22 protein-coding genes and 1 riboswitch are annotated in these 22,167 nt (G+C 39.1%); of the genes, 9 read left to right on the forward strand and 13 right to left on the reverse strand.

Annotated features, from left to right (window positions below):
* The 9 genes from ABYD77_RS04535 to ubiE all read right to left on the reverse strand — a co-directional run.
* Window positions 1-348, reverse strand: a 348-nt coding sequence (locus tag ABYD77_RS04535) for a 7TM-DISM domain-containing protein (RefSeq protein WP_372767423.1), incomplete at its 3' end; no start/stop codon positions are given.
* Complete coding sequence (locus ABYD77_RS04540) at window positions 348-1,130, reverse strand: TatD family hydrolase (protein ID WP_372767425.1); 783 nt, start codon at window positions 1,128-1,130, stop codon at window positions 348-350. The genes ABYD77_RS04540 and ABYD77_RS04535, both read right to left, overlap by 1 nt.
* A 4-nt stretch (window positions 1,131-1,134) precedes the next feature.
* Entirely contained in the window at window positions 1,135-1,656 is a 522-nt protein-coding gene (locus ABYD77_RS04545; RefSeq protein ID WP_372767427.1) for a hypothetical protein, read from the reverse strand.
* A 1-nt stretch (window position 1,657) separates the two neighbouring features.
* Window positions 1,658-2,416: a twin-arginine translocase subunit TatC gene (gene tatC, locus ABYD77_RS04550; RefSeq protein WP_372767429.1), complete on the reverse strand. Its 759-nt coding sequence runs from the start codon at window positions 2,414-2,416 to the stop codon at window positions 1,658-1,660.
* Window positions 2,397-2,738, reverse strand: a complete 342-nt coding sequence (tatB, locus tag ABYD77_RS04555) for a Sec-independent protein translocase protein TatB (protein WP_372767431.1) — start codon at window positions 2,736-2,738, stop codon at window positions 2,397-2,399. The genes tatC and tatB overlap by 20 nt, the downstream gene beginning before the upstream one ends.
* A gap of 2 nt (window positions 2,739-2,740) precedes the next feature.
* Entirely contained in the window at window positions 2,741-2,965 is a 225-nt protein-coding gene (gene tatA / locus ABYD77_RS04560; RefSeq protein WP_372767433.1) for a Sec-independent protein translocase subunit TatA, read from the reverse strand.
* A 31-nt stretch (window positions 2,966-2,996) separates the two neighbouring features.
* Window positions 2,997-4,613: a ubiquinone biosynthesis regulatory protein kinase UbiB gene (gene ubiB / locus ABYD77_RS04565; RefSeq protein ID WP_372767435.1), complete on the reverse strand. Its 1,617-nt coding sequence runs from the start codon at window positions 4,611-4,613 to the stop codon at window positions 2,997-2,999.
* Window positions 4,614-4,624: 11 nt separating this feature from the next.
* A complete protein-coding gene (locus ABYD77_RS04570; protein ID WP_372767437.1) occupies window positions 4,625-5,230 on the reverse strand; it encodes an SCP2 domain-containing protein in 606 nt (201 codons plus the stop codon).
* Window positions 5,231-5,234: 4 nt separating this feature from the next.
* Window positions 5,235-5,987 (reverse strand): bifunctional demethylmenaquinone methyltransferase/2-methoxy-6-polyprenyl-1,4-benzoquinol methylase UbiE, encoded by a 753-nt coding sequence (gene ubiE / locus ABYD77_RS04575; protein WP_372767439.1) that lies wholly within the window; start codon window positions 5,985-5,987, stop codon window positions 5,235-5,237.
* 190 nt (window positions 5,988-6,177) lie between these two features.
* Between ubiE and ABYD77_RS04580 the strand changes: the two genes are divergently transcribed.
* Complete coding sequence (locus ABYD77_RS04580; RefSeq protein WP_372767441.1) at window positions 6,178-8,055, forward strand: EAL domain-containing protein; 1,878 nt, start codon at window positions 6,178-6,180, stop codon at window positions 8,053-8,055.
* Between the two features lie 8 nt (window positions 8,056-8,063).
* Here ABYD77_RS04580 and ABYD77_RS04585 read toward each other — a convergent pair whose 3' ends face one another.
* The gene (locus ABYD77_RS04585) at window positions 8,064-9,068 is read right to left on the reverse strand and encodes a diguanylate cyclase domain-containing protein (protein WP_372767443.1); all 1,005 of its coding nucleotides are present in this window, start codon (window positions 9,066-9,068) and stop codon (window positions 8,064-8,066) included.
* A 314-nt stretch (window positions 9,069-9,382) separates the two neighbouring features.
* Here ABYD77_RS04585 and ABYD77_RS04590 point away from each other — a divergent pair, with 314 nt between their 5' ends.
* Together ABYD77_RS04590 and ABYD77_RS04595 are read left to right on the forward strand one after the other, a co-directional pair.
* Window positions 9,383-11,176, forward strand: coding sequence for a DUF885 family protein (locus ABYD77_RS04590; RefSeq protein ID WP_372767445.1), 1,794 nt, complete (start codon window positions 9,383-9,385; stop codon window positions 11,174-11,176).
* Between the two features lie 83 nt (window positions 11,177-11,259).
* Window positions 11,260-11,343, reverse strand: a riboswitch (cyclic di-GMP riboswitch).
* 173 nt (window positions 11,344-11,516) lie between these two features.
* Window positions 11,517-12,578, forward strand: coding sequence for a potassium channel family protein (locus tag ABYD77_RS04595; protein WP_372767447.1), 1,062 nt, complete (start codon window positions 11,517-11,519; stop codon window positions 12,576-12,578).
* Between the two features lie 37 nt (window positions 12,579-12,615).
* Here ABYD77_RS04595 and ABYD77_RS04600 read toward each other — a convergent pair whose 3' ends face one another.
* Window positions 12,616-12,864, reverse strand: coding sequence for a hypothetical protein (locus tag ABYD77_RS04600; RefSeq protein ID WP_372767449.1), 249 nt, complete (start codon window positions 12,862-12,864; stop codon window positions 12,616-12,618).
* 103 nt (window positions 12,865-12,967) lie between these two features.
* Complete coding sequence (locus ABYD77_RS04605; RefSeq protein ID WP_372767451.1) at window positions 12,968-13,420, reverse strand: EVE domain-containing protein; 453 nt, start codon at window positions 13,418-13,420, stop codon at window positions 12,968-12,970.
* Between the two features lie 74 nt (window positions 13,421-13,494).
* On the opposite strand from ABYD77_RS04605, the gene tesB reads away from it, so the two are divergent.
* On the forward strand, window positions 13,495-14,355 hold the full coding sequence (gene tesB, locus ABYD77_RS04610) for an acyl-CoA thioesterase II (protein WP_372767453.1): 861 nt from the start codon (window positions 13,495-13,497) through the stop codon (window positions 14,353-14,355).
* A 43-nt stretch (window positions 14,356-14,398) separates the two neighbouring features.
* On the opposite strand, the gene plsB is transcribed toward tesB, so the two are convergent.
* Entirely contained in the window at window positions 14,399-16,810 is a 2,412-nt protein-coding gene (plsB, locus tag ABYD77_RS04615) for a glycerol-3-phosphate 1-O-acyltransferase PlsB (protein ID WP_372767455.1), read from the reverse strand.
* A gap of 249 nt (window positions 16,811-17,059) precedes the next feature.
* On the opposite strand from plsB, the gene lexA reads away from it, so the two are divergent.
* The 5 genes from lexA (at window position 17,060) to ABYD77_RS04640 (ending at window position 22,154) form a co-directional block, all read left to right on the forward strand.
* Window positions 17,060-17,677: a transcriptional repressor LexA gene (gene lexA / locus ABYD77_RS04620; protein WP_372767457.1), complete on the forward strand. Its 618-nt coding sequence runs from the start codon at window positions 17,060-17,062 to the stop codon at window positions 17,675-17,677.
* 335 nt (window positions 17,678-18,012) lie between these two features.
* A complete protein-coding gene (coxB, locus tag ABYD77_RS04625) occupies window positions 18,013-19,143 on the forward strand; it encodes a cytochrome c oxidase subunit II (RefSeq protein WP_372767459.1) in 1,131 nt (376 codons plus the stop codon).
* On the forward strand, window positions 19,143-20,717 hold the full coding sequence (gene ctaD, locus ABYD77_RS04630) for a cytochrome c oxidase subunit I (protein WP_372767461.1): 1,575 nt from the start codon (window positions 19,143-19,145) through the stop codon (window positions 20,715-20,717). The genes coxB and ctaD overlap by 1 nt, the downstream gene beginning before the upstream one ends.
* Window positions 20,717-21,292 (forward strand): cytochrome c oxidase assembly protein, encoded by a 576-nt coding sequence (locus ABYD77_RS04635; RefSeq protein WP_372767463.1) that lies wholly within the window; start codon window positions 20,717-20,719, stop codon window positions 21,290-21,292. The genes ctaD and ABYD77_RS04635 overlap by 1 nt, the downstream gene beginning before the upstream one ends.
* Window positions 21,276-22,154, forward strand: a complete 879-nt coding sequence (locus ABYD77_RS04640; protein WP_372767465.1) for a cytochrome c oxidase subunit 3 — start codon at window positions 21,276-21,278, stop codon at window positions 22,152-22,154. The genes ABYD77_RS04635 and ABYD77_RS04640 overlap by 17 nt, the downstream gene beginning before the upstream one ends.
* Window positions 22,155-22,167: the final 13 nt, after the last annotated feature.

Here is a 22,167-nt window from a genome sequence, read left to right on the forward strand (position 1 = left end):
CGGTAGGCTGTCACCAAGCTCCTGCTGAGAATAAAATTGACTGCGCTCTTTATAATAAAGCGTTAATTTATCAATATGAACAAAAGCGTTAAACAAGAATAAGTCTTGCTGCATCGCTGTGTTATTAACAATGGTGAACTTAAGCCAAACAGGGGAGGTGCCTAACCCTAAATTGATTTGTCCACCTTCAACACGTTGCCATGCTGATGCTGGTATGTCTTCTGGTGAACTTACATTAGCAATGCTGTATTCATAATTAAGCTCGGTATGCCCATGTAGTTTGCTGTTTAAGGTATTAGCATGCAGTGCAAAAGAGAACAGCCAACACAAAATAGCGATTAATCGCATTATGCTAACTCCAAACCAAACAGTTTATGGGCATTGTAAAATGCTGCGTTTGCAACTTCTTCTAAAGGACGTTGGTATAATTCAGCTGCCTGTTTTGCTACATATTCAATATGCAAAGGTTCAGAGCGCCTTGATTTAGGTTTTGGCTTGATATTTCGAGGCAAAAGATAGGGTGCATCAGTTTCAAATAGCAGCTTATCAAGTGGAATGCGCGGCAGTAATTTTCGTAATGTATCGCCACGGCGTTCATCACAAAGCCAACCTGTAATACCAATATAAAAACCGAGTTCTAAGTAAGCCTCTAAAGCTTCTTCACTGTCAGTAAAACAATGGACAACACCCGGAACTTGAGCTTCTTTAACTATGGCTAAGAAATCATGATGGGCATCACGTTGATGCATATAGAGTGGTTTATTAAGTTTATTTGCAAGCGCGACTTGCGCAGCAAAGACTTCGCGTTGCTTATCGCGAGGTGAAAAGTCACGATTATAATCAAGACCACACTCACCGATAGCTGCAACAACGGTATTTTGCTCGGTAAGGTTTTGGATTATTTGGCAATAATCATCTTCGGCTGTTTTTGCATCATGAGGGTGGATCCCTGCACTTGCAATAAGTGAAAACTCGTTTGCAAGTACAATTGCTTGCTGACTATCTTGGATATTGGAACCAATCAGTAGCATGTTATCAACACCTGCTAAACGGGCGCGACTAACTACATCTGCTCTGTCTTTAGCAAATTGTTCACTGCTCAGGTTTACACCAATATCAAAGTAGCGCATAAAACTATTTGCGTTTAACTTTGATGCCTCTATTGCGACCTTCAACTTTCATAATAAATGAGTTAAACATACCGCGAGAGATGACAACTGTTTCGCCTTCTTTGAGAGTAAATCTATCACTGCCAATTTGTTGCCAAACATGGCCGTTTTCTAAGGTAACAATTAGTTCACCATGAGGATGCGTTTTCACATTGGTAACAACAGATGTAATCTCATCACCTTGCTTTTCAACCTTACGATGTTCTAAGCCAAAATTGTTTCCAGCTTTTTGAGGTGCAGTTTCAGCACTTTTTGATTTAACTGTTGCAGGGGCGGCTGCATGCTCAGGTACGTTTGCATTACTTTTTGCTGCCTTGCTTTTTTTGGCTGTTGTTAATTCTTTACCTGCGATTACTTGGTCATAGCATTGCAGACGCTGAAAATCATTTTCCACAAAACTACAGGCTTTTAATGCTTGTGTATTAATCTCTGTAGCACTTAAAGGTAATGCAAATACTGAGAAAATAAGGATAGGTAACTTTTTCATTTTAGTTTTTGACCTCTTCTGAGTCCGTATTTTTTTGGTAAAAACCAGCTAGCAGTAAGCCTAACTCAAAAAGGGCTAGCATGGGAATAGCCAATAGTGTTTGTGATAACACATCTGGCGGTGTTAAGAACATCGCAATGACAAATGCGCCTACCACTACATATGGGCGTTTTTCTTTCAGACTTTCTTTGGTTGTTGCACCACTCCAGCAGAGCAACATAATCGCAACAGGAATTTCAAAAGCAATACCAAATGCGAAGAACAACTTTAATACAAAACTTAAGTAACTACTGATGTCAGGCGTGATGGTCATGACATCTGGACCGATTCCTGTGAAAAATCCAAGCACTATTGGCATTACTAGGTAATAACAAAACGCGATGCCACTATAAAACAAAATAACGGAGGCCGCTAAAATTGGCATTAATACCTTTTTTTCATTTTGATATAAGCCAGGTGCAATAAATCCCCAAACTTGATGCAAAATAAAAGGAAACGCTAAAAACAGTGCAGCAAATAATGTTAGTTTGAATGGCGCGAAAAAAGGCGCTGTAACATCTGTTGCAATCATGCTGGCATTTTCTGGCAGGTTTGATATCAAAGGGGTTGCCACAAATTCATAAATATCATTCGCAAAATAGACTAGCGCTAAAAATATTAACAAAATTGAGGCAAGCGCTCGCATTAAGCGATTACGTAACTCAACTAAATGGCTAATAAATGTTGGCGTTGTCTCAGCGTTACTGTGAGGGTTTGTCATTACTTCTATTCTGCACTTGCTCGGTCGTTTGATCGCTCGATTTGTAGCTGTGGGTCACAGATTGCGCAGCTTCAGAAAGTTCATTAATTGAACGCTGAAGTTCTGGCGATAGATTATCCATACCTTGTTGTTCGGCTTTTTTAAGGTTTTGATGCAGTTCATGTACACGCAACTCTTCGTTGATCTCAGCTTGTACATTTGTTGCCATTTGCTTAATTGTTTTTATCCAGCGTGCAACAGAGCGCACCGCCGTTGGCAAACGCTCAGGGCCCAACACAATCAAGCCCACAACAAGAACAACAAAAAGCTCCCAAAAGCCCATGGTTATACCTTATCGTGCTTTTTTTCGCTTTCGCTTGTTTTATCGTGCTCAGTTTTATTTTGAATTGCCTCAGATTTTTGTTCTTCATCTGAAACAGCTTTCTTAAAACCTTTAACTGCACCACCTAAATCGCTACCGATTCCACGCAGCTTTTTAGTGCCAAATAACAATACGATAATTGCTAAGATAATCAGTAGTTGCCAAATGCTAATACCACCAATACCCATAATAGTTTCTCCAATTCAGTCGATGGTTAAATTATACCTGATGATTGCGTGAATGTCGCAAAGCGCGCCAAGCACATATTGTTGCTGCGCTAAACAAAGCAATTGAAGGAATAATAAATTCAGTCACAAAAAATACAGTGCCAGTTAATGTCAATGTCATGGCAAAAATTGCCCATACAATAGCACGGTTAGATTGTTGTATTGTGACGTTTGCACTGTTATTTGTGTTTTGTTTAAGTGCTTTATAGAGTAAATCAGGCATTTCAGGCAGCTTTTCGCCCCAAAATGGCAGATTTTCTTTAATTTGTGAAAAGACCGCTTTTGGCCCAATTTGTTGCTTTACCCAATCTTCTAAAAAAGGTTTTGCGGTTTTCCAAAGATCTAATTGTGGGTAAAGTTGGCGACCTAACCCTTCAATATACAATAGTGTTTTTTGCAGTAGCACAAGCTGCGGTTGCACTTCCATATTAAATCTGCGGGCGGTATTGAATAGATTTACCAGTACTTGGCCAAAGGAAATCTCAGCAAGCGGTTTTTGGAAGATTGGTTCACATACTGTGCGAATCGCAAACTCGAATTCTTCAACATTTGTATCTGCTGGCACCCAACCTGAATCGACATGTAGTTCTGCCACTTTGCGATAATCACGATTGAAAAACGCGATAAAGTTTTCGGCTAAGTAACGCTTATCTTCTTTGTTGAGTGTGCCAACGATGCCGCAGTCGATACCAATATACATTGGGTTTTCTGGATGCTCGCGAGAAACGAAAATATTACCAGGATGCATATCCGCATGGAAAAAACTGTCGCGAAATACTTGGGTGAAGAAGACCTCAACACCGCGTTCTGCAAGCAGCTGTAAGTTAGTGTTTTGTGCCTCAAGAGCGCAAATATCAGATACGGGAATACCGTAAATACGTTCCATCACCAGCACATTTTTACGGCTGTAATCACTGTAAACGTAAGGGATATAGAGGCTATCAGAGTTTTCAAAATTGCGTTTAAGCTGAATCGCATTAGCGCCTTCACGCTGTAAATCAAGCTCATCTAAAAGTGTTTTTCGATATTCGTTAATAACTTCAACAGGGCGTAGACGTTTACCATCAGGCAAAAATTGACTGACTAATTTAGCCAGTTGCGCCATTAGTTTTAAATCCGCATAAATAGCCTCTTCAATATCAGGGCGAATGACTTTTATCACTACTTCATGACTTTCATCATGGTGCTTTAACTGTGCAGTGTGAACTTGTGCAATTGATGCAGAAGCAAGCGGTTTAGCATCAAAATCGTCAAATAATTGATGAATATCATCTAAGCCAAGGGCTTGTTCAATAAGCTTTTGCGCTTCTTCACCATCGAATGGCGCGACATTGTCTTGTAATAAGCTAAGTTCTTTCGCGATATCAGGTGGCAGTAAGTCGCGTCTTGTTGATAACATTTGGCCAAATTTCACCCAAACCGGACCTAGTGACTCGAGTGCTAGGCGCAATCGCTGACCAACGCTCTTATCTTTGTGTTTGTTACCAAGCCAAAAGAAACATGCGCGGACTATTTTTCCATACCAAGGAAACAAATGATTTGGGATAAGCTCATCTAGGCCGAAATTAAGCAAGGTTTTGATTATTTTATAAGCACGAGGGAAATGCACTAACTGGATCCTTAAATTACCGTTTTAAGCTTATCAACACGCTGTTCTAATTGTGCCAAATTTTGTTGTAATGTACGGCAGTGTTGCTTGAATAATTGCGCTTCAAGCGGGTGAATCGAGACTTTTAACTCATCTTGTAAAAGGCTGGTAATTGTTGTCTCAGTTATCTTTCTTTGCTGTTTCAGTTTATGAGTTGTTTGTTTAATAAAGTTTACTAAGGTGTAAGCTGGGCCATCACCGAAATAGCGTGACAGATTATCCGCCCAATCAATGTCTAAGTTATTGAATGCTTTGCTGTAGTGCTGAGCAAGATTTAAATCACCGTCTAAATTGAGCTTACCGCTTCGGATAAGTTGCGTAACATTCTCAGGTTTTTTCAGTTCAAGCAGGGTGTTTAAATCTGCGCTAATAAAGCAGTCACTGCTTGCATCACCGTTTGGTAAAATATGAAACTTGGCACCGTCAAAAATCACCGTCATAACAGCATTAAGGTCGGTCACTTCAACGGTTAACTGCTGGCGAACAGCTGGAGTTAAATCATTAATAAACTCATTATCAAGTTTAATTAATTGATTTAATAGCTGCTCGATTGACGCTGCAATAAGACTAGACACCATAGTGTTAGAACTTAAACCCTTTATGAAGAGCAACAATCCCGCCCGTTAGGTTTTCATAACTGGTCATTTCAAAACCTACTTCTTCCATCATTGCTTTCAATGTTTCTTGGTCTGGGTGCATGCGAATGGATTCTGCTAAATAACGATACGATTCTGCATCGTTAGCAACGAGTTTGCCCATACCTGGTAGTAAATTAAATGAGTAAAAATCATAAGCTTTATTCAGTGGCTCATAAATTGGCTTGGAAAACTCTAATACCAATAAACGACCACCAGGCTTTAATACGCGTTGCATTGACGCCAATGCTTTGCTTTTATCTGTGACATTTCTAAGGCCAAAAGCAATGGTAATAAGATCAAATGTATTATCTGGGAATGGCAATGCCTCAGCGTTCATTTGCACATATTCAATGTTCCCTACTTTACCTAAGTTACGCAGTTTATCGCGTCCAACTTTAAGCATAGAATCATTGATATCACCGAGAATAACTTGGCCTTCAGGGCCAACAATATCACTGAAGCGCGCGGTCAAATCGCCAGTACCACCGGCTAAATCTAAAATAGTTTGGCCTCGGCGAGCACCTGAGCAAGCAATGGTGTGGCGTTTCCATAAACGGTGAACACCAAACGACATTAAGTCATTCATTACATCGTATTTGGCTGCAACAGAATGGAATACGTCGGCAACTAAACCTTGTTTTTCGTCTCTTGCTACAGATTTGTAACCAAAGTGCGTTTGCTCGTCTTGCGGCTTCATTTTCAATCCTATGATTATTAACGCCTATAGTTTACTCGAATGGAGTGAGAAATGACAATCATCAGCAAGGTCTAATAGCTTAAATTGGGCACTTTTGTTGATCTCACACTAGAATGAGATTATTGGAGAAAAAATGACCTTATAAAATATGTCGTTAAAATCTTATTTTAACTTAATTGTGGCACTAATAATGATACTGCTGTTTGCTGCTATCACAAGTTTTTCAATAGCAAACAGCAAAGCATTTGTGAAACAACAGTTGGCACAGCAAACCCAATTGGTAGGGCAAAATGCGGTGCAAAGCCTCTATGACTTAAAGGGGGGGGAGCAGGCAGAATTGATTAAACGCTTTAATGATTTTAAAAAAGCCTACGAATTTTCATACCTACGTTTACAGCACAATAACACTACCTTAGTGGAGTATAGATCAAGCCAAAAAACGCTCATGCCAACATGGTTGCAAAATGTGCTAGCAATTAGTAGTCCTTTGTTTCAGCAATCGGTATACGTTGATGAACGCGAATATATGATGCAAATGCAAATTTCGAATGTACAAGCCAATAATTATATTTTTGAACAACTTAATGATGTCTGTCTGATCTTTGCCTTTTTTACGTTTTTAACATGGTTTGTTTTTCGCCTCGCAATTAATGTTATTAAAGCGCCGATTGAGGCACTAAAGCTGCATACAAATAAGTTGGCTGAAAACGATTTTTCAGTTGCCCCTGAGATCAATAGTGTGTCTGAAGTTAATGCCTTAATGTCTAGTCATAATCGTATGACTAATCAGGTTAAAGAATTGGTAAATGAGCTGACCAAACGCCTTGAGCATGCCAAAAATGCACTATATCGCGATGAATTAACACAGCTGGGTAACCGACGTTTATTTAGTGCACAGTTTAGTCAGCTATTACATGAAGAAAAAAATCAAAATGGCGCACTAATATTGATGCGTTTAAGCGAGTGGGAAAATGTAAGGCGAAAAGAAGGATTTTCAGTTGCTCGCTCCTTTTTGGAAGATGTCATTCATACTTTGCAAACTAACTCTAAACAAGGAGCAAATGCACGAATATTTCGTCTCAATGATAATGAATTCGCTTGCGTATTACAGCATTTAACTCGAGATGAATTAGTGACGTTACTTAATGAGCTGTCGGCAGATCTGATGAGGTTGCAAGGACGTTATCAACAAAAAAAAGAAGTGCTAATTGGCGCGGTAATGTGGCAAAGTAATGATGATATGTCGGCGATAATGAAAGCAGCAGATGAAGCCGTTCTGATGGCAACAAAAGAACGTTGGCAGTATCACTTGTATGAGCCGTCGGCACGTATGAAAAAAGTTTCAGATATGCTTGCTTCACGTGAAGGTGTATTGTTGGCAATCAATGAATCAAGCCTACATCTTTCTCAGCATGGGGTAATGATGTCGGATCAAGTAAACCTCATGTTTTCAGAGGTACTCTGTAAAATCCAATACAAAGACGAAGTCATCCCCACATTACTTTTGCAATCGAAAGCGGAACAGTTTTCAGCAAGTGCTCAGTTAGATAAGCGTATATTCGATCAAGTTAGAGCGTTGTATATCAAGGGGTGCTTGGATTTACCTGTTAGTATTAATGTTTCTGTGCACAGCATCTTAGATGACGAATATTATGCTTGGCTTATGGATCAATCCTCTCAATACGGAGATTTATTCTCGTCTATTATCTGGGAGTTTGATGAAATGATGCTTGCACAAAGCCAATTAGCACCTCAAGTGATCACAAAGTTGCATAAATTAGGCTCTAAGGTAGCTATTGACCATTTTGGAACAGGTGAAAATACATTATTAGCACTTCGCAAGTGGCCTATTGATATTGTAAAACTTGATGGTAGTTTTATTCATGAGTTGGAGAAAAAGCAGGATTCTTGGTATTTTCTCGAAAATATTATCAAACTGGCTCACAGTCTAGGGATTGTGGTGGTATGTGAACAATTGGAATCTGAGCAACAAGTAAAATGGGCAAAAGACCTGGGCAGTGATGGGCTTCAAGGGTTTAAACTTGCACTGCCTCATTCTGTAAGTTAATTTAGGTGTCAGGAAGGATCAAAAAAAACATTATTCTTTCCTTGCAACTTTGCTCTAGCAACTGAGTGCCTTGCTGCAGCAGTAAGCTGATTTAAATTGTTATTACCAAGCTCACTGATACCAAGGGAAATTGTTAGGGTAGGCAGACGCCTGCCGCTGCGAGAACTGATGAACTTTAATTTCTCTACGCCGGTGCGCATTCTTTCAGCTATTTCCTTTGCTGTCTGCAAGCTAACATCAGGTAGTAAAATAATGAACTCTTTACCTTTGGTTCGAATTGGTAAACCGCTATCTTGCACGTAAGAGCGTATCTTCTTAGCAACCTTGCCAATAACCACATCACCCACAGCTTGACCATATTTTTCATTGAAATCGTTAAAGTCATCTATATCAATGGCAATAGCGCATATTGATTTTCCTTGTTCAACCCAAACAGCTGCTTTTTCAGCCATATAAGTTTCTTTATATAAGCCTGTCAGGGGATCAACTTGTCGTTGTTTTTCTATTTTAAGCAATTTTTGCTGACAGGTTTTTAGCTCTTGTCTGGCCTGTAATAATGATTCATTAACTTGTTGTTGCGAGCCTTTAAGCTCATAACTCGCGTTAATTAATTCTGCAATAAGTTGCTTAGCCTCACTAACGTCAGCATCATCAATCGCAATTAAGCTAGTGTCGAGGGTAGCGATATATTTATTTATGGTTTCACTACTTTGATCAATCGATGTATCCATTGTCTCCATTGTTTTCGAGACACCTTGGATTAATTCTTTTTGGCTTGAATCTTGTTCTGATAAAAAGCGATTGAACAAGTTTTCTAGGATAAAGTTATCTAGTTTATCATCTGCAGCAAGTAATCCTTCCAATTCTTCACACAAGGCATCGTTTGACTTAGAAATAAAGCTGTAAACTGTATGATAGTTGATCGGAATAGGTGGTAAATTATACCTTTCTAAAAACCAGCAAACCTCCGTCATTTTTTGCTGCGCTTGTGCCATGGAATCATGGTACTTCATAAAATCCCAACCTCAGTGGTTAATTACCGCTTAAATATTCACCCTAAATTATTAGCAACCTTCATCCATTAAAGTCCTAAGTAATTAGAAAACAATTTTTCTATTTTGGGAATAGGAAAAGTCTATTAATTATCAAAAAAAAACGATTTTTTCACTATCAATAATTGTAAAATTTATAAATTGGAAACTATCGCTAGTTAAAACATAAAAAATACCTAGCTATGTATTGAAATATTGACTTGGTCGCAAATTAGTTGAGATTAAAAAATGAAATTGCGTATGCTGGTAAGAAATAATTATTCTGGTTCTAATATATGAAAAACTTCAAAGTATCGCTTCTAATGTTAGCAGTCTCGGGTACATCGTTAACGGGGTGCCTATCAACAGATAATTTATCGCCAGCAAAACAAGTTATGTCGCAAACACAAGCAGTAAAGCAATTTCGACAACTTGCCGATGACATTGTTGCATATCGAGATGAGATTGACCCTTATCAACATAAGGAGGGGGTGGATGGGTATTATTTACAAAACTTATCCAATGAGTTTCTAACGGCAGATTACGCAAAAAATAAAGGATTTTTAGCTGAACTGGAAGGTATTAACATTGCTCTTTTAGATGAACAAAACCAAATTAATCATGCAATTTTGATTTCACAGGTGAGTAATGCTGTTGATGAATACCGCTTTAAAGCACATTACATGCCATTGACATCTGAATTTGGCTTCCATTCAGCGCTATCGTTTATGGTTTCAAATAGTCGCTTTAAAACTGAAGAGGACTATCAGTTGTATTTAAACCGTTTATCAGGTGTAAAGCGCTATTTTGAGCAAAATATTTTTTGGATGAAAAAAGGCATTGAAATTGGCTTAACTCAACCCCAACCGGTTCTTGCGGGATATGAAGATTCAATCAAAGCATATATTGTTGATGAGGCAACTAAATCTTCTTTTTACCAGCCATTTGAAAATAAGCCTGAGCAGATATCAGATGCGACTTTTTCTAAACTTCAAAATAAAGCCAAAGCGATTATTGCAGATCAAGTAATCCCAGCGTATGAGAATTACCTCGTTTTCTTTGAATCTGAATATCAACCAAATGCGCGTGCTGAAATAGGCATATCATCAACGCCAAATGGGGTCGATTATTACCAGAATCGGGTGAAATACTACACCACAACCAATATGACGGCAGAGCAAGTACACCAACTTGGTTTGCAAGAAGTAAAACGCATTCGTTCAGAAATGCAACAAATCATCGATTCAACAGGTTTTAAAGGTAGTTTTGCGGAGTTTGTGCAATTTTTACGAACTGATCCACAGTTTTATGCCAAATCTGCAGAAGAGTTATTGAAAGAAGCGTCGTATATTGCCAAAAAAGCGGATGCGCAATTGCCAAAATTCTTCAAACTATTACCACGTACACCATACGGTGTGGCACCTGTTCCTGAATCTATAGCTCCTAAATACACTACCGGTCGTTATGTGGGAGCGTACAGAGATACCGATCCAGGTTTTTACTGGGTAAATACCTATGGATTGGATAAACGCCCGTTATATGTTCTTGAAGCGCTTACTTTGCATGAAGCTGTGCCTGGGCATCATTTACAAATATCGCTTAACAAAGAGCTAGAGAATGTGCCAGATTATCGCCGTGACCATTATATTTCAGCTTTTGGTGAAGGGTGGGGGTTGTATTCTGAATATCTAGGTAAAGAAATGGGGTTCTACCAAGATGTATATAGTGATTTTGGTCGCTTAACTTATGAAATGTGGCGTGCTGCACGTTTAGTTGTAGACACTGGTATGCATTTATTTGGTTGGAGTCGTGAACAAGCAATGACCTTTATGCAAGAAAACTCAGCGCTATCATTACACAACATCAAAACAGAAACAGACCGTTATATCTCATGGCCCGGTCAGGCACTCTCTTATAAAATAGGTGAATTAACAATTAAAAGGCTACGTACCAAAGCGGAATCTGAACTAGGGCAAGCATTTGACATTAGAGAGTTCCATTATCAAATATTAAAGAATGGTTCATTACCTTTAGATTTACTAGAACGACAAATAGATAAATATATCGAAGCAATTAAGCAAAAAAATTAAAAATAAAGGCTGCTTCAAACTTTTTCACTTTGAATGTTAATACGAATTCGAAGCAGCCTACATAGCCCCCGACCTGTTATAGTGGTGGCAGCTTCGCAACCATAGGAAAGCCCCTTAGACCGATAGCTTTGCGTCCTCAGTTTTCACTAAGTTTGCCTTTTTCGAACTCAACAGTTCAACGTAAGTCTAGAACGAGTTTTAAATTTTTTCATATTTAATTATTCTTTTTTACGGCAGCGTAAACTTGTTGTTGATATAAATAGGGATTATGGCATTGCTTGCTCATTTACTGAGTAAAGGATAAAGTGCCCGTCATCAAGTTAATTAAAATTAAATTATCATGAACTTAGTTATTAAAAAAATTTTAATAGCTATTCGGCGACATATTCACCATGTAAGTTGGACATCGGTGAGCTCGTTACTTGTATTGCATATGTTTCTAACATGGTTATGTTTATATGCAGTCAACGAGAGTGAGCTGTTAGCGTTAAATCAATTTGTTTACTACTACATAGTCACCACGTCAACTGTTGGGTTTGGCGATTTAAGTCCCTCAACTACTTGGGGCAAGTTATTTGTTGCATTAGTGCAAATTCCTATTGGATTAGCATTGTTTGGTGTGGTTTTAGGAAAAGTTGGTCAAAGTATCACGGGGTTAATCAAGGCATCTATGACAGGCGATAAAGATTTTTCAGGACAAACAGAGCACATTATCATTTTTGGTTATCACCATGTACGTACACGAAAGATGATCAATTACATTTTAGCAGATAGTAAACGCTTAGAACGACGAATTTTGCTGGCGGTAGATAAAGAAATGACTCACCCGTTTGCTTATAATCCCCATATTGATTTTGTGAGGCTTTCAAGTTTTACCGATCTTGACGAACTCAAACGAGTGGCGATAGACGGCGCAGATAAAGTCATTGTTGACGGTGCTGAGGATGACCAGACTTTCACTACTGCCCTAAAAATTAGTCGTTTAGTAAATGATAAATGCCATATCAGTGCGTATTTTCTTGATGAAAGTAAAAGTGAAATGTTGCGTGAGCATTGCAAAAATGTTGAATCAACAAGTTCAAAATCAGTCGAAATTCTAGTGCGTTCGATGCAAGACCCTGGCTCAAGTCGTATTCAAGAAGAACTGTTATCGACATTACATGGTGATACGCAATTTAGTCTAGTTGTGGGTGATGTGAAAGAAAATCTCAAATTTGAAGCACTATTTTTTTATTTCAAAAAAGAATGTGACGCTACAATTCTAGGAGTTGCTCACAATCGTGTTGGTGATGGGTTGGATTTAAATCCACCGCTGGATATGGTGATTAAGCAAGGTGATATTTTACACTATATGGCAGTGGAAAGAGTATTAAGTGACGAGATAAATTGGTCATCGCTATAAAATATAAGCAATTAAAAAGGCAACGAAAGTTGCCTTTTTAACGTATGTTATAAGCTGGTTCCATATCGACTTCCCCAAGATAATCTATGGTGGCGTAAATAGAGTCGCAGCGAGCGAATGCTAAATAGTTATTTTCTAATTTTCGAGCAAACGCAAGTTGATAGCCATAACGATTTAACTTATTCAACTCAACTTTTTGTGCAAAACTTAAATTTTGCCAAAAGTCGTTTAAATCGCGCTCTCCCTGCCTTCTTTCATCTAAAGGATTGTTTGTTAAAGCGGACATAGTTTTTCGTAGTTGCAAAAATAGTCAAATGATATTAATACATCCGTAAGAGTTGTGTCTAGTCCGATCAGATAAAGTCATTGAAAATAGCTTGGGTTTTGTTCTAACTGTATGTTTTTAATATGTATTCCCATTCGCTTTTTGTAACTGGTTGAATCGATAAACGGCTGCCTTTTTGTATCAAGAGCATCGATGCAAGTTGCTGATCATTTTTTAACTTTGCCAGGGGAATGGGGCGGAGTTGTTTCACAAATTGCAGTTCTACGCTGAACCAACGCGGGTTTTCTAGTGTGCTCTTTGTGTCAAAGTATTTCGAGTTAGCATCAAATTGTGATGGATCCGGAAATGCTGTTTTAATGACTGTGGCAATGCCAACTATGCCGGGTTCTTTGCAACTTGAATGATAAATAAATACAAGATCATCTAAAGCGACTTGGTCGCGCAAAAAATTTCTTGCTTGGTAATTGCGAATACCATCCCAAACTTCATTATTTTTCCGTTTTAAATCGTTGATTGAAAATTCATCGGGTTCGGTTTTAAACAACCAATATTGCATTACCTATTCTCGCTAATGTTAAAGCAACCAGTGTTTGCTATTATAGCGATATCAGCAAATTACGAAACAGTGTTATGAGTCAGGTACTAGACGATCTTTTAGCGTTACTTAAGTTAGAAAAAATAGAGCAAGGTTTATATCGAGGTCCGAGTCAGGATTTGGGCTTTAAAGCTGTCTTTGGTGGTCAAGTAATGGGCCAAGCTTTGTCAGCGGCGAAGGAAACTGTTGCAGAAGATAGGCAAGTGCACTCACTGCACTCTTACTTTTTAAGGCCTGGTGATGTGGCTCACCCAATTGTTTACGATGTTGAAAATATCCGTGATGGTAAAAGTTTTAGTACTCGTAGGGTCAAAGCAATTCAGTTTGGTAAACCTATTTTTTATATGACTGCATCTTTCCAAGTGGAAGAAGAGGGAGTGACCCATCAGGCGGCTATGCCGAATGTGCCTGGACCGGATAAATTACCATCTTCACTTGATGTGTACAGAGAGCATAAAGATCTGATCCCAGAAAAAATACGTAATAAAATAATTTGTGATAAGCCAATTGAAATGAGGCCGGTGAATTTTCAAAACCCATTTAAGCCGGTGGTTACTTTGCCTCAGCGCTATGTATGGTTTAAAGCTAATGGCGATATGCCTAATGATCCGCGTGTTCATAAATATTTACTCGCTTATGCGTCTGATTTTGAATTTTTGCCAACAGCATTGCAGCCGCATGGTTTGTCTTTTTTACAACCAGATATGCAGGTAGCAACGATAGATCATGCAATGTATTTTCATCGTCCGTTTCGTTTAGATGATTGGATACTGTACGCGGTTGATAGCCCTTCAGCGAGCGGAGGTCGAGGATTGGTCAGAGGACAGTTCTTTAATCAACAGGGAGAGCTTATAGCGTCGACAATTCAAGAAGGTGTGATTAGGCAATACAAATAAAAAAGGCGGTTAAACCGCCTTTTTTAAGCTTAGACGATGTTATTTAGTTTTCCAAAGCGCTAGCAATGCTAGGTGCAAGTTGCTTCGCAATAATTTCACTTAACTTAAGGGTGGTTTGATTGCCAGAGATCTTTCCCTGCTCGCAATCATTAATCATATCGTTTTGTTTTAACGTACTAATAAAGCCAGAAAGGATTTTTTTATCAAAAAATTCTGGTGTATCAATTCCGAACAGTTGTGCTAGTTGTTTAGCAAAATCTTGGCTTTGCTGTTCTAATTGCTCTTGTGAAATACCGTCACTGACTAAAATCAGTTTTATGACACTGGCGTATCGAATCAAAGTACATTGAATAAAACGTGCCAATAAATTGAGCTGAGCTAACGATTTGCTGTTTGGGTTAACAGCAATTGAGCCATTCTCTATGGTAACAAAGCCAATACTGCTTAACGCGTCAATTGACTCGTTGATGTAATTTTCACTGTACGGCTGCATAAACCACTCTTGTTTAAATAGTGGGTAAAGCGCTTCTACCTGGTGTATTAGTTTTTCACACGAAATCTGCTTATGACTAACTAAAATTGAGCTAATTAAACTCGGCACTGCAAACAAATGTAGTACATTATTGCGATAATAGTTTAACAGCACTTTTTGCGTGCTTTTGACGCGAATAACTTCGACACGTCCTTGGCTAATACACTCGAATTTATCTAGCTTCAATGCGTGCTCTAATAATTGCTCTACATTCTGTTCTGGTAAGCTCACATCATGACTGTAAGGAGCTTGTTCAAGCAATTTTAGGTAGTTCGTCATAGATGCAATAAGCTCAGAGCGTGTCATTGCCTGTTTTTCAGTATTTAACAAAATACATGATATTAATGTAACGGCATTAATTGCAGCTGCATTATTAATATTCACCATGACTGAATCTGCTAACTTACCTACCATTGGAGTAAGCCAGTGAGGTTTTTCAGAAACGTTGATGCTCTCACGCCAATCTGATTGGTGCTGAGTTAGATATTGGTTAATGTTAATTGGCTCGCCAAAATTAACATTGCCTTTACCGTAATTTTTAAGTTTTCTGAGCGTTTTAAAAACACCTAAAACTGACTCATTTTTCTTTTGTTGGCCCGCCAATTCACCGAGATATGTATTTACTTCCATGACATGCTCATAACCAATATAAACAGGCACAATAGAAATCGGTCGGTCGATTCCGCGTAAAATTGATTGTAATGTCATTGCTAACATACCGGTTTTAGGAGGCAGTAAACGACCTGTTCGACTACGACCGCCTTCAGTATAGAATTTAACAGCATAACCTTTGATAAATAATTGGCTTAAATATTCACGAAATACTGAAGAGTAGAGCTTATTTCCTTTGAAAGAACGTCGTAAGAAAAACGCGCCGCAACGTCTAAAGATAGGGCCAGCCGGCCAAAAGCTTAAATTAATACCTGCGGCTATATGTGGCGGCACATAACCTTGATGATAAATTACATATGTGAGTAATAAATAATCCATATGGCTGCGATGGCATGGCATATAGATTATTTCATGACCTTTATCTGTGAGCTCTTGAATTCGCTCTGGATTATTCACTTCAATACCGTTATAAAGTTTGTTCCATAACCAAGTTAAAATGCGTTCAGAAACGCTAATCATTGATTCATTGTAATTGGCCGCAATTTCGTCAACTAATTTGATTGCATTTTGGCGAGCTTGAGCAATTGATATGTTTTTACTTTTGGCTTCCTGTTCAATTGCCTCTTTTACTGAGCCAGAAGCCAGTAAACCTTGAGAAAGCTGATCGCGTGAAGGTAGCTTGGGCCCAAGCGCTGCAAGTTTTTGACGTTTAAAATGCACGCGAGCAACACGAATCAGTTTTTGCGGGAGATCACTACTTTGTTTCTTGCCAGTGAGCTCTGATAGCTGCAAGGGGCGACTAAAACGAATTAAATTGTCGCGCCCTGAAAGTAATACGACAAATACTTTTCGTAACCAACTAGGAGTAAGTGAACTTGATAATATAGTACCTAGTCCTGGTTTTTCTTTACCAGGGTTTCTTCCCCACAAAATCGTGACAGGAATGACTTGAAAATCATTTTCTTCAGATTGTTTTAATGCACTAAAAATATCCTCGCAGATGGCAATCGCGGGACTCTCTTTTTTGGATTTGCCGAAAAGCGGTGATCGATGGTGAATTGGAATGAAACGTGGGATATTTACACTTCCAATTTGCTGTTTAACTTGTGGATTTGGTAATCCGAGTCGTTTACAGGTCGCTTTTAGTGCAGCTGCGTCTGCAAATGAATTTAATAAGGTGATATAGACAGTTGGCTTGTTAGTATCAATGCCTAGGTTATGCAAAGGGTGCTCCGGAACAATTTTAGACCGCACGAAAAGCTTATTCATACCATTTGCGAACCACTGAATCATAGCACTAACCAAATTCATAAAATCAACCTATAACGAAAAGGGGCGCTAGCATACCAGTTAACGTAAAAAGATTAAATAACTGGTCATGCCAGAAGAAAAATAAAGCAATTATGTTTCCTGTTTTAAATCTTCTTTCCAAGTTGTTATATGGGGTAGGTTATGAAAGCAAATAATTAGCAAAACCTCATAAGTCAAAGAATTAAAAGTTGCGAAATAGCAATAACTGTATATACTCACAGTTATATGTACTGTATGGAAAACCAGTGAATGAGACCATTAACTAAGCGTCAAGCGCAAATTTTAGAGCTTGTTAAAGTATTTATTAAAGATACCGGCATGCCCCCAACGCGTGCTGAAATTGCCTCTACATTAGGATTTAAAAGCGCCAATGCAGCAGAGGAACATCTTAAGGCTCTTGCTAAAAAAGGGGTGATTGAGATGGTACCTGGCGCGAGTCGCGGTATCCGTTTAGTTGAGGAAGAAGAGCCAGAGCAATTAGGCTTACCGCTTATTGGTCAAGTTGCAGCTGGTTCACCTATTTTGGCTCATGAACATATTGAAAGTCATTACCAAGTAGATCCACACCTGTTCAATCCATGTGCTGATTTTTTACTTCGCGTTAAAGGTGAGAGTATGAAAGATATTGGTATTATGGATGGTGATTTATTAGCAGTTCACAGGACTCCTGTAGCAATCAATGGGCAGGTTGTTGTGGCGCGTGTAGATGAAGATGTTACAGTTAAGCGCTTTGAAAAAACTGGGAAACACGTTTTACTTCATGCTGAAAACCAAGAATTTGATACTATCAAAGTTGATTTAGAGCACGATCACTTTAACATTGAAGGGTTGGCTGTGGGCGTTATCCGTAACGCTGATTGGATGTAATTAACGATTTTCTTAAAAGGCTAGTTTTATTACTGGCCTTTTGGGCTGAGCAAACACTTCCTAACTTTACTTTTACATTCCTACTTACTCTTTCAAAAAGCCTTCTAACCCGAAGATTTATAAAAAATTATCTTAAATTTGACTTGCAGAAAAATTAATCGTTTACTAGACCTTAGTAGTAACCTTTGTTTTCTTTAAGGCTTGAGCGCGGGCTTTGAAAACAAAATATAATAAAGAAAATGGAGTGATGCTGTAGTGCGTCGTGTGATTTAATCACTGTAAACTTTCACTGACCATTTCCTAACAACATAATAATAATTAGCAAAGGAGCGAGCATGAGGTTAGTCAAACTATCCTTATGGTTACTATTGAGCTTTCCTTTTTTAGCAGTTGGGACGAGTCAATATAACTTACCTGTTGGGGTGACGGACATCAGCCGAGATGTTTATGAGCTCCATATGACCATATTTTATATCTGTTGCGTTATTGGATTAGTCGTATTCGCCATCATGTTTTGGGCGATTATCCATCACCGCAAATCGAAAGGGGCAATACCTGCTCAATTTCACGAAAGTACCAAAGTTGAAATTTTGTGGACGGCAATTCCATTTGTCATTTTGGTCGCTATGGCGATACCTGCGACCAAAACCTTAATCGCAATGGAAGACACCACAAAGGCGGATATCACCATTAAAGTAACGGGGTCGCAATGGAAGTGGCATTATGAGTATCTTGACCACGATGTGTCATTTTACTCAGTGTTATCAACCCCCCGTGAGCAAATAATTAATCAAGATAAAAAAACAGAATCGTATTTGTTAGATGTTGATAAACCCTTAGTTATTCCAAAGGGTAAAAAAGTTCGCTTTTTAATGACATCAGATGATGTTATTCACTCTTGGTGGGTGCCTGAATTTGCGGTGAAAAAAGATGCCAACCCTGGTTTTATCAATGAAGCTTGGACACGTGTTAATGAAACTGGCATTTATCGTGGCCAATGTGCTGAGCTGTGCGGCAAAGACCATGGCTTTATGCCGGTTGTTGTTGAAGTGAAAGAGCCTACTGAATTTGAACAATGGCTCGCTAATGCGCAACTAGAAAAAGCACAAGCAGCTGCTGCTGAAAAAGCATCGCTTGATTTGACACTATCTAAAGATGAATTAATGACACTTGGTGAACAAGTTTACATGGCAAATTGTGCTGCATGTCACCAGCCTACAGGTATGGGATTGCCAGGTGTATTCCCAGCACTCAAAGATAGCCCTATTGCACTGGGCGATGTTAAAGCACATATCGGCATTGTGGTTCATGGTAAACCTGCCACGGCGATGCAAGGCTACAGTAAGATGCTGTCTTTAAAAGAGCTCGCTGCAGTAGTGACTTACGAGCGGAATGCATGGGGTAACAATACAGGTGACTTAGTTCAACCTAGTGATATTCAAGAATCTATGGGAGAAGCACAATAATGACGACAATAGCTGAATCTCATCATCACCATCATGCCCCAACCGGCATCAAACGTTGGTTATTTACGACAAATCACAAAGATATTGGCACGCTTTATTTATTATTTGCGCTGCTGATGTTTTTGACTGGTGGCGCAATGGCGCTAGTGATCCGCGCTGAATTATTCCAGCCTGGATTGCAATTTGTAGAACCTCACTTTTTTAATCAAATGACAACTGTGCATGGCTTAATAATGGTGTTCGGTGCCGTAATGCCTGCATTTACAGGGCTTGCAAACTGGATGATCCCAATGATGATTGGTGCGCCAGACATGGCTTTACCAAGAATGAATAACTGGAGTTTTTGGATACTGCCTTTTGCATTTTTTATTCTGTTAATGTCGCTCTTTATGGAAGGCGGCGGTCCTGCATTTGGTTGGACTTTTTACGCACCACTTTCAACTACTTATAGTAATGACAACACTGCTTTATTTGTTTTTGCGGTTCATATAATGGGTATTAGCTCGATTATGGGGGCAATCAATGTGATTGTAACCATCGTTAATATGCGTGCTCCAGGTATGACCTATATGAAACTGCCACTGTTTGTATGGACATGGTTAATTACGGCGTTTTTATTAATAGCTGTAATGCCTGTTTTGGCAGGTGCTGTGACTATGGTATTGACTGATAAATATTTTGGCACTGACTTCTTTAATGCGGCTGGTGGCGGTGATCCGGTAATGTTCCAGCATATTTTTTGGTTCTTTGGTCACCCTGAAGTGTACATTATGATTTTGCCGGCATTTGGTGTCATCTCCACAATCATTCCAACATTCTCGCGGAAAAAACTGTTTGGCTATGCGTCGATGGTTTATGCCACTGCTTCTATCGCGTTTTTATCGTTCATTGTGTGGGCGCATCATATGTTTACTACGGGGATGCCGCTTGCAGGAGAGCTGTTCTTTATGTACAGCACCATGTTGATTTCGGTACCTACAGGGGTAAAAGTATTTAACTGGGTCGCTACTATGTGGCGAGGTTCAATTAGCTTTGAAGTGCCAATGCTCTTTTCCATCGCGTTTATTGTGTTATTCACCTTAGGTGGTTTTTCCGGCTTGATGTTGGCAATTACTCCTGTGGACTTCCAATATCATGATACCTATTTTGTTGTAGCACATTTCCATTATGTACTTGTTACTGGTGCAGTGTTCTCGATTATGGCCGGAGCATATTATTGGCTGCCGAAATGGACAGGCAATATGTACCACATAGGGCTTGCGAAAACGCACTTCTGGTTATCATTAATTAGTGTAAACATTTTGTTCTTCCCAATGCACTTTGTTGGATTGGCAGGTATGCCTCGCCGTATTCCAGACTATGCGCTCCAATTTGCAGATTTTAATGCGCTAATAAGTATTGGTGGTTTTGCATTTGGCCTATCGCAGTTGTTGTTTGTTGCTGTGGTATATAAATGTGCTAAAGGTGGCAAAAAAGTCCCTGCAAAAGTATGGGATGGTGCTGAAGGTTTAGAGTGGGAGGTTGCATCACCTGCTCCCTATCATACTTTCTCTGAGCCACCGGAAGTGAAGTAATGAACAACGTAAAGCTACTTAAAAAGCTAATTTTAACCAGCTTGCTAATGTTTGCTTTTGCATTTGCTTTGGTGCCTCTATATGACGTTTTTTGTGATATTACAGGATTAAACGGCAAACCGAATATGGAGCAAGCCAAAGTCAGTGCGAATAGTGATGTATCACGTAGTGTTCGTGTAACGTTTATTACCCATGCACAAGCTGGGGCACCTTTCAAAGTGAAGGCGAAACGTTACAGCGTTGATGTTAGCCCTGGAGAAATGGAGCGCATAGAGTTTATTGCGCAGAATTTATCGAGTAGCGACAAAATAATGCAAGCCGTACCGTCAGTAGCGCCTGGTCGTGCGGCTAAATATTTACATAAAGTCTCTTGTTTTTGTTTTAATCAACAGCCGTTAACCAGTAAAGGGTCAGCGGATCTACCTCTACTATTTTACTTAGATGAAACTCTGCCGAATGATATTCATGAAGTGACTCTGTCATACACAATTTACGATATCACCGCAGATGTTAAGGGGAAAGTTGCAAGCAATAGCAATAGCGATGGAGAGTTAACAAATGAAAACTCAATATGAAAAATATTATGTACCTGAGCAAAGTCAGTGGCCCATTGTCGGGGCTGTTGCATTATTCTTAATAGCGGTTGGCTCAGGTTTAGCGGTAATGCAAACGGCTAAACAAGAAGGTGGTATTGGCTTTTATGTCTTGATATTAGGCATTGCCGTTCTGCTTTATATGCTATTTGGTTGGTTTAAAAATGTGATCGATGAATCACAAGGTGGACTTTACTCAGCCCAAATGGATCGCTCTTTTAAGCAGGGGATGGCGTGGTTTATTTTCTCTGAAGTGATGTTCTTTATGGCATTTTTTGGTGCGCTTTTCTACGCTAGAACCCTTTCTGTTCCCTGGCTAGGTGGAGATGGCAATAACGCAATGACCAACGAGGTTCTGTGGCCTTCCTTTGAAGCTGTATGGCCGTTATTAAGTACTCCAGGTGGTGATGAGACTAAGGCAATGGGATGGCAAGGTTTACCCTTAATCAATACCATTATTCTGCTGACATCTTCAATAACTTTACACTTTGCCCACACAGCAATTGAGCATGGTAAGCGCACACAGTTAAAAACCATGTTAGCAATGACAATTCTACTCGGTGCCATTTTCTTGGTGTTACAGGGTGAGGAATATGTTCATGCCTATCAGGATTTAGGGCTGACACTCGATTCAGGCATTTACGGTAATACCTTCTTTCTATTAACCGGTTTTCATGGCATGCACGTAACGCTAGGAACTGTTTTGTTATTTGTTGTGTTTGTGAGAATTTTGAAAGGACATTTTAGTCAAGAAAAACATTTTGCTTTTCAAGCAGCTGCTTGGTATTGGCATTTTGTAGATGTTGTGTGGTTATGTTTGTTCGTCTTTGTGTACGTACTTTAAGTGGTAATACTGA

It is taken from the genome of Pseudoalteromonas sp. (assembly GCF_041629635.1).
In the GTDB taxonomy this organism is placed as follows: domain Bacteria; phylum Pseudomonadota; class Gammaproteobacteria; order Enterobacterales; family Alteromonadaceae; genus Pseudoalteromonas.